Source organism: Gordonia prachuapensis (assembly GCF_036350515.1).
In the GTDB taxonomy this organism is placed as follows: domain Bacteria; phylum Actinomycetota; class Actinomycetes; order Mycobacteriales; family Mycobacteriaceae; genus Gordonia; species Gordonia prachuapensis.
In genome coordinates, this window is the sequence record NZ_JAZDUE010000004.1 from 143,361 (window position 1) to 156,716 (window position 13,356).

At 68.4% G+C, this 13,356-nt stretch carries 14 protein-coding genes; 13 read left to right on the forward strand and 1 reads right to left on the reverse strand.

The window, feature by feature from the left end; all coding sequences use genetic code 11:
• Positions 1-34 precede the first annotated feature (34 nt).
• Positions 35-562, reverse strand: coding sequence for a diaminobutyrate acetyltransferase (gene ectA, locus V1Y59_RS06305; RefSeq protein ID WP_330503977.1), 528 nt, complete (start codon positions 560-562; stop codon positions 35-37).
• Positions 563-749: 187 nt separating this feature from the next.
• On the opposite strand from ectA, the gene rsmD reads away from it, so the two are divergent.
• From rsmD to ftsY, 13 genes are all read left to right on the forward strand, one after another.
• Positions 750-1,352, forward strand: a complete 603-nt coding sequence (gene rsmD / locus V1Y59_RS06310) for a 16S rRNA (guanine(966)-N(2))-methyltransferase RsmD (RefSeq protein WP_330503978.1) — start codon at positions 750-752, stop codon at positions 1,350-1,352.
• Positions 1,339-2,406, forward strand: coding sequence for an NAD(P)H-dependent flavin oxidoreductase (locus V1Y59_RS06315; protein WP_330503979.1), 1,068 nt, complete (start codon positions 1,339-1,341; stop codon positions 2,404-2,406). Before rsmD ends, V1Y59_RS06315 begins: the two co-directional genes overlap by 14 nt.
• Before the next feature lie 81 nt (positions 2,407-2,487).
• Positions 2,488-2,976, forward strand: coding sequence for a pantetheine-phosphate adenylyltransferase (gene coaD / locus V1Y59_RS06320; RefSeq protein ID WP_330503980.1), 489 nt, complete (start codon positions 2,488-2,490; stop codon positions 2,974-2,976).
• A gap of 131 nt (positions 2,977-3,107) precedes the next feature.
• Positions 3,108-3,926 carry a DivIVA domain-containing protein gene (locus V1Y59_RS06325; protein WP_330503981.1) on the forward strand — a complete coding sequence of 273 codons (819 nt, stop codon included), beginning with the start codon at positions 3,108-3,110 and terminating at the stop codon, positions 3,924-3,926.
• Positions 3,927-3,995: 69 nt separating this feature from the next.
• Positions 3,996-4,640 carry a YceD family protein gene (locus tag V1Y59_RS06330; protein ID WP_330504124.1) on the forward strand — a complete coding sequence of 215 codons (645 nt, stop codon included), beginning with the start codon at positions 3,996-3,998 and terminating at the stop codon, positions 4,638-4,640.
• Positions 4,641-4,664: 24 nt separating this feature from the next.
• Complete coding sequence (gene rnc / locus V1Y59_RS06335) at positions 4,665-5,411, forward strand: ribonuclease III (RefSeq protein WP_431309116.1); 747 nt, start codon at positions 4,665-4,667, stop codon at positions 5,409-5,411.
• 12 nt (positions 5,412-5,423) lie between these two features.
• Entirely contained in the window at positions 5,424-6,476 is a 1,053-nt protein-coding gene (mutM, locus tag V1Y59_RS06340) for a bifunctional DNA-formamidopyrimidine glycosylase/DNA-(apurinic or apyrimidinic site) lyase (protein WP_330503982.1), read from the forward strand.
• A gap of 78 nt (positions 6,477-6,554) precedes the next feature.
• Positions 6,555-6,788, forward strand: a complete 234-nt coding sequence (locus tag V1Y59_RS06345; protein WP_330503983.1) for a FitA-like ribbon-helix-helix domain-containing protein — start codon at positions 6,555-6,557, stop codon at positions 6,786-6,788.
• A complete protein-coding gene (locus V1Y59_RS06350) occupies positions 6,785-7,207 on the forward strand; it encodes a type II toxin-antitoxin system VapC family toxin (RefSeq protein ID WP_330503984.1) in 423 nt (140 codons plus the stop codon). The genes V1Y59_RS06345 and V1Y59_RS06350 overlap by 4 nt, the downstream gene beginning before the upstream one ends.
• A gap of 88 nt (positions 7,208-7,295) precedes the next feature.
• A complete protein-coding gene (locus V1Y59_RS06355) occupies positions 7,296-7,754 on the forward strand; it encodes an OsmC family protein (RefSeq protein WP_330503985.1) in 459 nt (152 codons plus the stop codon).
• A 5-nt stretch (positions 7,755-7,759) separates the two neighbouring features.
• Positions 7,760-8,044: an acylphosphatase gene (locus V1Y59_RS06360; protein ID WP_330503986.1), complete on the forward strand. Its 285-nt coding sequence runs from the start codon at positions 7,760-7,762 to the stop codon at positions 8,042-8,044.
• Between the two features lie 75 nt (positions 8,045-8,119).
• Complete coding sequence (smc, locus tag V1Y59_RS06365; RefSeq protein ID WP_330503987.1) at positions 8,120-11,725, forward strand: chromosome segregation protein SMC; 3,606 nt, start codon at positions 8,120-8,122, stop codon at positions 11,723-11,725.
• 24 nt (positions 11,726-11,749) lie between these two features.
• The gene (gene ftsY / locus V1Y59_RS06370) at positions 11,750-13,348 is read left to right on the forward strand and encodes a signal recognition particle-docking protein FtsY (RefSeq protein WP_330503988.1); all 1,599 of its coding nucleotides are present in this window, start codon (positions 11,750-11,752) and stop codon (positions 13,346-13,348) included.
• Positions 13,349-13,356: the final 8 nt, after the last annotated feature.

Sequence of the window (13,356 nt, forward strand, 5' to 3'; positions counted from 1 at the left end):
GCCGGTGTGGTGGTCGGTTATTGAGTTATGGGTTTCAGGGTTCGATGAGTTCGGGCTCGAGGAGATAGAGATCCTCGGGCTCGTGCGCGTCCGGGAACTGATCGGCGGCGAAGAGATCGCGACGCTCGAAGCGCAGACCGCGGGCATTGGCGACCGACTCGAACAGGCGCTGGGAAGCGACGTTGTCCGGGCTGATCGTGGTGTGCATCGCGACGACACCGGAGCGCTGGCACCGGTCGAAGAGACGGTGCAGCATGGTGCCGGCGACGCCGTGGCCACGACAGACGTCGTCGACCGCGACCTGCCACACCATCAGCGTGGACGGATCGGTTTGGCGTCGATAGCCGGTGACGAAACCGACCGGACGCCCATCGACTTCGGCGACGATCGATGTGGAAGCGAAATCATGGCACCACAAGACATAGGAATAACTCGAGTTGACGTCGAGAACCTTTGAGTCCGAGGCGATTTCCCACAATCTTTCGCCGTCGTCGGCGGTGGGCTGCCGGTAATCGACAGCAAGGGCAGTTGTTGGGGCCGTACTTGTTTGGATCGGGCTCATGACCTTTTCGACGTTAACAACGCATGTCCCCGAAGTCATGCGCCTGAGCAAATCGGACACCGAAACCCCCGCCAATCCCCTGCTCAGCCACTGTTTGTGAAGTGGGTCACAAAGTATTGCGTGACGGGGGAGTAGGTGGGACAAGGGGTGGTCGTCGCGCGATCCGGATGCCGCACAATGGTGGGTGATGACCAGGATAATCGCAGGTGAACTGCGCGGACGCAGGCTCACGGTTCCCGACGCCGGGACTCGACCGACCTCGGATCGAGTCCGTGAAGCGATCTTCAACATCGTCGCGGCGCGCGCTGACCTCGACGATGCGGACATCCTCGACCTCTATGCGGGGACCGGTGCCCTGGGCATCGAGGCGCTCTCGCGCGGCGCCACCCACGCCACGTTCGTCGACTCACGACGGCGGGCGACGTCGGTGATCTCTGCCAACATCGCGGCCTGTGGTCTCGGTGCGTCGGCGACCGTCGTCACGCGGCCGGTCGCGACGTTTCTGTCGTCGGGTACCGGCGAGGTCGACATCGCCTTCCTCGACCCGCCCTATGACCTACCGGACGACACGATGACGGCAGATCTGGCCGCCGTCGCGGCGCGATGGATCGTCCCGGGCGGGCTCGTGATCGTCGAGCGTGCTGCACGCGCCCCGGAAACGCAGTGGCCTGATGCGCTGATCGTGCAGGTCCGCAAGACCTACGGAGACACCCGGGTCGAGGTGGCAACCCATGGCGGGTCAGACGACGCGGGACCGGAGAGCGGAGGATCGTCCCATGCGGATCGGTGAACTCGAGGTTCCCGTGCCCATCGTCTGCGCCCCGATGGCCGGTGGCCCGACCACGCCGGCGCTGGTGGCCGAAGTCGGTGAGGCGGGTGGGCTCGGCATGCTGGCGGCCGGATACCTGACCGCGGACGCGCTCGAGGAACTGGTGATCGACGTCGAGGGTCGCAGCGGTCGACCCTACGGCGTGAACATCTTCCTGACCGGTATCGACCCGTGTGCCGGACCGGGTGGTGCCGACACGTGGGGAGCCGTGCAGCGTTATCGGGGGGACCTCGCCGTCGAGGCGCGTCGGCACGGGGTCGAACCGGGCCAGCCCCGATTCTCCGACGAGGCCGTCGACGCGAAGATCGATGCGTTGGCCCGGCATCGACCCGGGCTGGTCAGCTTCACATTCGGTGACCCCGGGCGCGCGCTGATCGACCGTATCCATCGTGAGATCGGTGCGCCGGTCGCGGTGACCGTCACGTCCATCGACGAGGCGCAGACCGCCGCGCGGTCGGGGGCGGATGCGCTGATCGCCCAGGGGATCGAGGCGGGCGGTCACCGAGGGCTGTGGTTCGACGACCCGGCCGTCGTCGCCGGCGGTCCGGCGATACCGACCGCGGAACTCGTCCGCACGGTGGCAACGGCCGTGGGTCTTCCGGTGATCGCAGCCGGTGGTGTCACCGACGGCGAGGCCGTGCGCTCGATGATCGCGCTCGGAGCGATCGGCGCCCAGCTCGGGACCGCGTTCCTCTGTGTCGACGAAGCGGGAACCGTCGCCGCCCACCGCACGGCACTGCTCGACCGGACCTACCGCGACACGGTGATCACGCGAGCGTTCTCCGGACGGTCGGCGCGGTCCCTGCGCAACGGCTTCGCGAAGCGCCACGCCGACGCCCCGGCCGCCTACCCGCAGGTCCATCACATGACGAAGCCGATCCGCGCGGCTGCAGGCGGCGCGGGTGTGGCCGACGACATCAACCTGTGGGCCGGTACGGGATGGCGCGCCGTCTCGCCGGGCTCGACATCGGATCTGATGGCCCGGCTGATCGCTGAGTTCGACGACGCCCCCTGACCCGGGGCGCCCGGTTGCCCGCGGTGCGCCCCTGAAGCGGTGCACACGGTGTCCGGCCGGCGCGCTGGGTAGATTTCGGGCATGACCGCTGCAGTGTTTCCCGGATCCTTCGACCCGTTCACCGTCGGCCACCGCTACATCGTCGAGCGTGCCGCGGCCCGATTCGACTCACTCGTCGTCACCGTCGTGGTGAATCCGAACAAGCAGGGCATGTTCGGGGTCGACGAACGCATCGCCCTGATCCGCGAGGATTGCGCGCACCTGCCCAACGTCCGGGTTGAGCGGTGGACCGGACTGCTCGTCGACCACCTGCGCCAGGAAGGGATCGACACGATCGTCAAGGGACTGCGCTCCGGTACCGACTTCGACTACGAGACACCGATGGCGCAGATGAACCGCGAACTGGCCGACGTCGAGTCGATGTTCCTGCTCACCGATCCCCGCTACGCGCACGTGTCGAGTTCGCTGGTCAAGGAGGTCGCCAAACTCGGCGGCGACGTGACGCCGTTCCTGTCCCCGCACATCCACGAACGCCTGATGGCGCGACTGGCAGGGGAGCGACGGGTCTGACGGTCCAGTAGTCGCGACAACCGGACCCGCGACACACCCTTGGCACCTCATCAATCACAGCCACCCCATTCGGCACAATAGTCACAGTTGTTTCAGGCAGACCGAAGGCCACCAGCCGGATTGGGGTAGCTGTGTACCGGGTATTTGAAGCGCTCGACGAACTCGCCGCGATCGTCGAGGAGGCGCGGAGCGTCCCGATGACCGCGGGCTGCGTCGTTCCGCGAGGCGACGTCCTCGAACTCGTCGATGACATCAAGGACGCGATCCCGGGCGAGCTCGACGACGCCCAGGACGTCCTCGACCAGCGTGACTCGCTGGTGGGCAACGCCCGCGACCATGCCGAGGCCGTGATCAGCAAGGCCGATTCGGAGTCGGAGGCCGTCGTCGCGCACGCACGGGCCGAGGCCGACCGCATCCTGTCCGAGGCGAAGGCGCAGGCCGACCGGATGGTCGACGAGGCGAACGGGCATGGACGTCAACTCGTCGACGACGCGACCGCCGAGGCGCACCGGCTCTCCACCAGCGCCGCGCGCGAGTTCGAAGCCGTCACCGGGCGGGCACGCGCCGAGGCGCAGCGCACGATCGATTCCGCGAACAATTCCTACGACAAGTCCGTTGCCGACGGCATCGCCGAACAGCAGCGCCTCGTGTCGGAGACCGAGGTCGTCGCCGCGGCCAAGTCCGAGGCCGAGCGGATCATCGACGCCGCACATGCCGAGGCCGATCGCCTCCGCGGCGACTGCGACGTCTACGTCGACGAGAAGCTCGCCCAGTTCGAGGAGATCCTCACCGGGACGTTGCGGTCGGTGAATCGCGGTCGGCATCAGCTGCGCACCGGAGCGGGCATGCACGACTATGTCGAGTACCCGCGCAGCGTCGACGAGCCGCCGGCGCCGCGGGGCAGCCAGAGCCGCGACCGCGACGATCAGGGCTCACCGCTCGCCGTCTGATCGGTCACTGCGGAGTGGTTCGAAGACTCTGCAGGTCGGGCGTATCGTGCAACTGTGACAGATCGAGCAATGAGTCGAGGTGTCGCGGCCGGCGGAACCGGGCCCGGCGACACCGGTGACAAGCAGCGCGAACCGTTCGTCCTTGACGTCCGGTCATTGGGGCGTCGCGCCGGCACCATGGCGGAGGTCCATCGAACCGTCGTGACGCCGGAGCGTGTCGGACTCGACATGCTCGCCATCCCGGCGGGGTCGGAGGTGGATCTCGACCTGCGGCTGGAGTCGGTCACCGAAGGTGTGCTGGTCACCGGAACCGTCTGCGGTGAGACCGAAGGGCAATGTGCCCGGTGTCTGGAGCCGATAGAGAGCACCGTCACCGTGTTCCTCACGGAGCTGTTCGCCTATCCCGACAGCGAGACCGAACAGACCACCGACGCCGACGACGTGCACCGCATCGTCGACGACCGTATCGACCTCGAGCAGTCGATCATCGACGCCGTCGCGCTCGAACTCCCCATGTCGCCGTTGTGCTCCGACGACTGCCCGGGTCTGTGCCCGGAATGCGGCATACGTCTCGCGGTGGCCGAGCCGGGCCACGATCACGAGGTCATCGACCCGCGGTGGGCTGCGCTGCGCGAGAAGTTCGGTTCGGTCGGCGACTCCGGGGACGGCGGTTCGCAGGCGGACGGCGTGCGCCAGGACAAGGACGGTGACTGAGCCGACGTGGCCGAAGGACCAGGCGTGACCGAAGACACCGCGGGACCGGTCGTTCCGGCCGATCCGGAACAGGAGAAGTTCGCCGACCTGCTCGACGCTCTGCACACGCGGCTGTCGACCGAACTGCTCGTCCTCGCGCTGACCCATCGGTCCTACGCGTACGAAAACGGGGGCCTGCCCACCAACGAGCGCCTCGAGTTCCTCGGCGACTCGGTACTCGGGGTCATCATCACCGAGCGTCTGTACCTGCGATACCCCGACCGGTCGGAAGGTGAACTGGCGAAGATCCGGGCCAGTGTCGTCAACATGCACGCGCTGGCCGAGGTGGCCCGCGGACTCGGCGACGGTGGGCTCGGGCGCCACCTCTACCTCGGGAGAGGGGAGGAACTGACCGGCGGGCGCGACAAGGACTCCATCCTCGCCGACGGCCTCGAGTCGATCTTCGGTGCCCTGTACCTCGAGCACGGGCTCGCCGTCTGCAAGGAGATCATCCTCGGTTTGTTCGACGAGATCATCGGTCGCGCAGGGCATCTCGGTGCAGGTCTGGATTGGAAGACCTCGCTGCAGGAGCTGTCGGCGGAAGGTGGCCACGGGCCGCCGCACTACCAGATCACGTCGACCGGACCCGACCACAACAAGCACTTCACCGCCGTTGCGGTGGTGGCGGGCGAGAGCCTCGGCGAAGGCAGCGGCCGGACCAAGAAGGAGGCCGAGCAGAAAGCCGCGGCCTTGGCCTGGCAGGCACTGACCGACCGCGCCGCATCGCGTTGAGCGTGTCCTGACGTGCCGGAACTTCCCGAGGTGGAGACCGTCCGCCGTGGTCTCGCCGATCATGTCGACGGTCGCCGGATCGCCGGTGTCGAGGTGCTGCACCCGAGGTCGGTGCGCCGACATCTCGGCGGCGGCGCGGATCTGGTCGGGCGCCTGACCGGCAAGCAGGTCGGCGGGGTGTACCGGAGGGGGAAGTACCTCTGGCTCGACATCGTCGACGGCGCCGTGGATCGAGGTTTCGATACGCCCTCGCCTAGCGGCTCGGGCTACTCAACCAGCGGGAGGCGCGGCTCGGGCTACTCTTCCGCGAACGGAGTGAGTGGCGCAACCCCTCCCGCTGATCGAGTAGCCGCGAACGGAGTGAGTGGCGTATCCGCCGGATCGAGCTTGTCGAGATCGAGATCGAGCCCAGACAGCTTTCCGCTCGTCGTCCACCTCGGCATGAGCGGTCAGATGCTCATCAGTCCGGCCGGTGCCGAGGACCATATCCACCTGCGTGTCCGCGCGTCGCTCGACGACGGCAACGAATTGCGTTTCGTGGATCAACGGACGTTCGGTGGCTGGCACGTCGACGAATACGTCGACGTGGGTGGAGATCTCGGGGGTCGTGTGCCGGAATCCATCGCACATATCGCACCGGACCCGTTCGACCCAGTCTTCGACCCGACTCGGGTCGTCACCGCGATCCGCGCCCGGCACACCGAGATCAAACGCGCTCTGCTCGACCAGACCGTGCTGTCCGGGGTGGGCAACATCTACGCCGACGAGGCCTTGTGGCGCAGCAGGATTCACGGGTCACGGATCACTGACGGCATCAGCCGGGCCAAGCTGGTCGACCTGATCGCGTCGGTCACCGACGTCATGCGGGACGCACTCGTCGTCGGCGGCACGTCGTTCGACTCCCTGTACGTCAACGTCAACGGCGAGTCGGGATACTTCGAACGTTCCCTCAACGCCTACGGCCGCGCGGGCGAACCGTGCCGGCGGTGCGGTGCGATCATGCGCCGCGAACAGTTCATGAACCGGAGCTCGTACTTCTGTCCTCGGTGCCAACGCAGGCGCTGAGTCCGCTCGATGTAGTCGGCGACCGGCCGTCGAGAACGAATGCTATCGTTGGTGATATCACTGGTGGGAGGTGTTGTGATGTCGTCGATCATCGTGCGCGGGCTTGACGAGTCGGTCAAGGAGCGACTGGCTGAACAGGCCAGGGAACACGGCCGGTCCATGGAGGCCGAGGTTCGTGACATTCTGACCAAGGCTGCGAACCGCCCCCACATCGGACTCGCCCTCATGCAGGCCGCGCAGGACGTGGGCGGTATGGACGACCTGCCGATACCGCCGCGGTCCGACATCGCGCGAGCCGTGGAATTCGAATGATCGTCTTGGACACCAACGTGGTATCCGAAGTCCTTCGATCGCGACCCGATCCACAGGTCGCGTCGTGGCTCGAATCGCTGACGGGGGACGTGGCGATCACCGCCGTCACGCTTGCGGAATTGTTGGCCGGGGTCCGCAGACTTCCCGCGGGTCGGCGCAGTCGCGCACTTGCCGCGCGCATCGACGCCGCCATCGAGCCGTATCTGTCCGATCGGTCGGTGCTCGCATTCGACCATGTTGCGGCGGCGCAGTACGCCGATGTCCTCGCTGCGCGGGAGTCCGCGGGACTGCCGATCGCCATGGCCGATGCCCAGATCGCCGCGATCTGTCGCGCGCGCAATGCCACCTGTGCGACCCGGAACACGAAGGACTTCGCGCACACCGGCATCGACGTCGTGGACCCGTGGACTGACATATGAGTGTGGCCCCGTCACGGAAGCAATCCGGCCCTGCCGGTGTTGTGGGGACCGAGTCCCAAATCGACCAGAGAATCGAACGAAAGCGATCATGACCACCGATCAGCAGACAGCTCAGACCGCCGCAGCCACCGCATCGCCGAGCACCGAGCTCTGGGTGGAACGCACCGGAACGCGTCGCTACACCGGCCGCAGCTCCCGCGGAGCCGAGGTACTGGTCGGCTCGGAAGACGTCGAGGGCGTCTTCACTCCCGGTGAACTCCTCAAGATCGCGCTCGGAGCGTGCACCGGCATGTCCTCCGACCGACCGTTGTCCCGCCGGCTCGGTGACGACTACGACGCCACCATCCGCGTCAGCGGGGCCGCCGACCGGGAGAACGAGGTGTATCCGGTCCTCGACGAGGTCCTCGAGATCGATCTGTCCGAACTCGACGAGGACGCGGCCCAACGACTGCTGGTCGTGGTCGAGCGTGCCGTCGACGCGGTGTGCACGGTGGGTCGGACGCTCAAGGCCGGGACCACCGTGAACCTCGCCATCGAGACGGACTGACCGCGATGGCCGGCGACGACACCGTGCGTCTGACCGCCCACGTCCACGGACTGGTGCAGGGCGTGGGATTTCGATGGTGGACCCGGTCACGGGCGCTCGAACTCGGACTGGTCGGGTCTGCCACCAACCTCGCCGACGGACGGGTGCTGGTGGTCGCGGAAGGACCTCGCGACGCCGCCGACGCACTGCTCACCGCGCTGCGATCCGGCGAGACGCCCGGTTCGGTCGACGTGGTGGTGGAACGATACGACCCACCCCGCAACGATCTGCAGGGATTCGTCGAGAAATAGGGGTATCCCGGACGGTCGTCCACAGGACCGCGTGGTGCCGCCGTCCCCGCGCGATGGTGAGTACTCTTTACCGTCGTGCACCTCAAGAGCCTCACCCTGAAGGGCTTCAAGTCGTTTGCGTCGTCGACGACGCTGCGCTTCGAGCCCGGGATCACCTGTGTGGTGGGGCCGAACGGGTCGGGCAAATCGAACGTCGTCGACGCTCTGACCTGGGTGATGGGGGAGCAGGGCGCCAAGGCGCTGCGCGGCGGGAAGATGGAGGACGTCATCTTCGCCGGCACCTCGGGCCGTCCGCCACTGGGACGCGCCGAGGTCACCCTCACCATCGACAACGCCGACGGCGCACTGCCCATCGAGTACTCCGAGGTGTCGGTCACCCGCCGCATGTTCCGCGACGGTGCCGGCGAATACGAGATCAACGGGAACTCCTGCCGACTGATGGACGTGCAGGAACTGCTCAGCGACTCCGGCATCGGGCGCGAGATGCACGTCATCGTCGGGCAGGGCCGCCTCGCCGCGATCCTGGAGTCGCGACCGGAGGAACGCCGCGCCTTCATCGAAGAGGCGGCCGGCGTCCTCAAGCACCGCAAACGTAAAGAGAAGGCGGTGCGCAAGCTCGACTCGATGCAGGCCAACCTGGCCCGCCTCACCGACCTCACCGCCGAGCTCCGACGGCAACTCAAGCCGCTGGGGCGTCAGGCGGAGGTCGCCCGCCGTGCCCAGACGGTGCAGGCCGACCTGCGCGATGCCCGGCTGCGGCTGGCCGCCGACGACCTGGTCACCCGGCGCGCAGAGATGGCCGAACACACCGCCGTCGAGGACCAGGTGCGTCTGCAGCAGGACGAGGTCACCGCCCTGTTGGATCGCGCGAACGACGAGCTGCGCGAGCACGAACGACATCTCGCGGAGGTCGCCCCGGCCGCCGCGGCCGCCGGACAGACCTGGTTCCGGCTGTCCGCACTGGCCGAACGCGTGGACGCCACCAGCCGGGTGGCCACCGAGCGCGGTCGTTACCTCAGTGAACCCGTGGCCGCCAACACCGGGACCGACCCGGAAGAACTCGACCGCCGCGCCGAGGAGGCCGCCGAGACCGAGGCCGAGCTCGATGCCGCGGTCACCGCGGCCGCCGAGTACCTCGAGTCCGCGCGGGAGGAACTCGCTCACCACGAAGGCGTCGCCGCGGAAGCCGAACGTGCTCACCTCGCGGCCGTTCGAGCGATCGCCGACCGTCGCGAGGGCCTCGCCCGGCTGGAGGGTCAGGTCGACAACCTGCGCACCCGATCGGAATCCGTCGATGCGGAGACGTCGCGGCTCACCGCTGCCATCGCCGCCGCCAACGAGCGCGCCGAGGCCGCCCAGACCCGGCAGGACGCCACCGCCGCCACACTCGGTGAGTTCGAAGCGGCCGAGCACGGCCTCGACGACCACCATGAGCGATCGGTCACGGCGCTGAACCAGGCCAACGAACGTGTCGCCGCGCTACAAGCGGAGCAGCGAGAGACCGAACAACGAATCGCCTCGCTGAGCGCGCGCATCGAGGCGCTCGAACTCGGCCTCGAACGCAACGACGGCGGCGCGTGGCTGATGGAGAACGCGCCGGACGGGCTGCTGAGTCCGATGTCGGAACTCCTCACCGTCGATGCCGGTTACGAGACCGCCATCGCAGGCGCGCTGGGAACCATCGTCGACGGCATCGCGACCGTCGACGCGGCGGCCGCGGTGCGTGCCCTCGACGCCCTGAAGTCCGGCGACGGAGGTCGCGCCGCGCTGATTCTCGGCGGATTGTCGACCTCAGAGTCGCGCGGCGACGTCGCGCTGCCATCCGGCGCGTGTTGGGCGGCATCGGTGGTGACGTGCCCGGCGTCGATCCGCGGGGCCGTGGATCTGGTGCTCGCCGACACCGTCGTCGTCGAGACCGCCGAACTGGGACTCGAGATCGCCCAGCGCCACCGGGTGCGTACGGTCACCCGCGACGGCGACCGCATCGGTCCGGGTTCCGTCGAGGGTGGATCGTCACATCGGCCGTCGACTCTCGAGGTCCAGTCCACGATCGATGCCGCGGCCACCGATCTGGCCGCATCGCGGCGCAGATCCGAGGAGATCGAGGCGGCACTCGATGGTGCCCTCGCCGAACAGGTCACCAGGCGCGAGTCCGCGGAGGAGGCCCTGGCCGCCCTGCACGAATCCGATGCGAACGTCGGTGGGACCTATGAGGAGATGGCCCGACTGGGTCACGAGATCCGCGCCGCGCACGCCGAGGCCGAGCGCCTGACCCGTCAGCGGGCCAAGGCCGAAGAGGGCCGCGCCGACATGGTGGAGTCGCTGCGGGAGCTCGAGGAGCGGCTGCGGCTGGCGCGCGACGAATCCGACGAGACGCCGGCACAGGCCGGCGACGACGAACCGCGGGCGGCCGCCGCCGCGGCGGTGACCGCGGCCAGGTCGGCCGAGATGGAGGCGCGGCTGGCGTTGCGTACCGCCGAGGAGCGGCTGGCGTCGGTGAAGGGACGTGCGGACTCGCTGCGTCGGGCGGCAGCTCGCGAACGCGAGGCTCGGATTCGTGCCGAGCGTCAGGATCGCGCCCGACGCCACGCCGCATCGGTGGCCGCGGCGGTGGCAGAGGCGGCCCGCGACGTCTCCGAGCGGTTGCAGTTGTCGGTCCAGGACGCGCAGGCCGGGCGCGACGAACTCGAGCAGATGCGGGTGGAGCGGACTGCCGCCGTCGACGAACTCAAGAAGCAGGTCGGCGAGCTCACCGCACAGCTCGACCGGCTCAAAGACGCCGTTCACCGCGACGAGGTGGCCAAGGCGCAGGCCGCATTGCGGATCGAGCAACTCGAGGAGCAGATCCTCGAGTCGTTCGCGGTGGCCCCAGACGATCTGGTCGCCGAATACGGCCCGGACGTACCCATGCCGCCGTCGGCGCTGGAGATGCAGGAGTACGAGCAGGCCAAGGAGCGCGGCGAACCCGTGGTGGCGCCGGCCCCAATGCCGTTCGACCGGGCCGCCCAGCAGGCGCGGGCGAAGAAGGCGCAGAAGGACCTCAACACACTCGGCAAGGTCAACCCGCTGGCCCTCGAGGAGTTCGCCGCACTCGAGGAGCGCTACAACTTCCTGTCGGCCCAACTCGAGGACGTCAAGGCCGCGCGGCGGGATCTGCTGGCGGTCGTCGACGAGGTCGATGCCCGCATCCTGCAGGTCTTCACCGAGGCCTACGCGGATGTCGAGCGCGAGTTCACCGAGGTGTTCCGTACGCTGTTCCCCGGCGGCGAGGGACGGCTGGTACTCACCGAACCGGGCGACATGCTGACCACCGGAATCGAGGTGGAGGCACGCCCACCTGGCAAGAAGGTCAAGCGTCTGTCCCTGCTGTCCGGTGGTGAGAAGTCGCTGACCGCCGTGGCGATGCTGGTTGCGATCTTCCGGGCTCGGCCGTCACCGTTCTATGTGATGGACGAGGTCGAGGCGGCGCTCGACGACACGAACCTGCGGCGGCTGATCTCGTTGTTCGAACAGCTCCGGGAAAGGTCGCAGCTGATCGTCATCACACACCAGAAACCGACCATGGAGGTCGCCGACGCCCTGTACGGCGTGAGCATGCGCGGCGACGGGATCACGACGGTGATCTCGCAGCGGCTGCGGGGAGTCGACATCCCCGTGGGTCAGCAGCCCGACGCGACCTGACGACAACCAAGAAAGCGAAGCGGAGTGGACACCCAGATCATCATCGCCATCGTCATCGCGGTCCTCGTGCTCATCGCACTGGTCGCGGGCGGAGTCGCACTGACGCGGCGGCGGCGCATCTCGCTCTCCGACGATTCGGGCGCACAGCGTCCGGTCGACGGTACGACCCCGCAGGTCGACAAGTCCGGCGGATACAAGGCGGGATCCGGGTTCTCCTTCAGTCAGGGCGGTGGCAGCGGGGTGGGCCTCGCCGTACCGCCCGAACCCCCGAGCACCACACCCCAGACCACCGAGCCCCCGACCACCCAGCCGCCGACCGGTGAGCGGACCGAGGTCGATGGTCAGCCTGGTGTCGGCGACGACGCGTCGGTGCCGCGCGACTCGGTAAGGCGTGGCATCCAGAACGTCGACCTTCCCGCCGACGACGTCCTGACCGACGACGTGCCCGACGACACGGTGTCCGAGGTGGAGAGTCCCGACGCCACCGCCGCCCGGTCGACCTCCGACACCCGCTCTGCCCCCGACACCACGGTCGAGGTGCCCGAGACCCCCGCCGAACTCTTCGAGGCACCCGCACCGGACGCCGACACGCTGCCGGACACCGAGCGTCCCGCCGAAACCGCGGCCACCACGACCGCGCCCGTCGAACCCGAGACGGCACCCGCGGTCGAGGAAGCCGCCGCTCCGGCGCCGATCGACGAGATCGCGCCGACGGCGGGACGCCTCGGGCGCCTGCGTGGACGGTTGTCGCGCTCGCAGGGCGCCATCGGCAAGAGCATGCTCGGTCTGCTCGGCGCCGGCGACCTCGACGAGGAGAGCTGGGAGGAGATCGAGGACACGCTCCTGATGGCCGACCTCGGCACCGCGTCGACGATGGCGGTCGTCGAGCGACTGCGCACCGAGCTGGCCACCGGGAGTGTCCGGACCGCCGATCAGGCGCGCGCGGTGCTGCGGCACGTCCTGGTGCAGCAGCTGCGCCCGGACCTCGATCGTTCCGTTCGCGCGCTGCCACACGCCGAGGGACCCGCCGTGGTGCTCGTCGTCGGCGTGAACGGCACCGGCAAGACCACGACGACCGGCAAGCTCGCGAGGGTGCTCGTCGCCGACGGTCGCCGCGTGTTGCTCGGAGCCGCGGACACCTTCCGCGCCGCCGCGGCCGACCAGCTGCAGACCTGGGGCGAACGCGTGGGTGCCGACATCGTCCGCGGTAAGGAGCAGGCCGACCCGGCGTCGGTCGCCTTCGACGCGGTTGCCAAGGGCATCGACACCGGCGTCGACGTGGTCATGATCGACACCGCCGGACGGCTGCACACCAAGACCGGGCTGATGGACGAACTCGGCAAGGTGAAGCGCGTCGTCGAGAAGAAGGCGCCGGTCGACGAGGTCCTGCTGGTCCTCGACGCCACGGTCGGCCAGAACGGGCTGACCCAGGCGCGGGTGTTCGCCGAGGTGGTCGACATCTCCGGTGTGGTCCTCACCAAGCTCGACGGCACGGCCAAGGGCGGCATCGTGTTCCACGTCCAGGAGGAACTCGGCGTGCCCGTGAAGCTGGTCGGGCTCGGCGAGGGCGCCGACGACCTCGCGCCGTTCGAGCCCGAGGCGTTCGTCGACGCGCTGCTCTGATCCTGCGT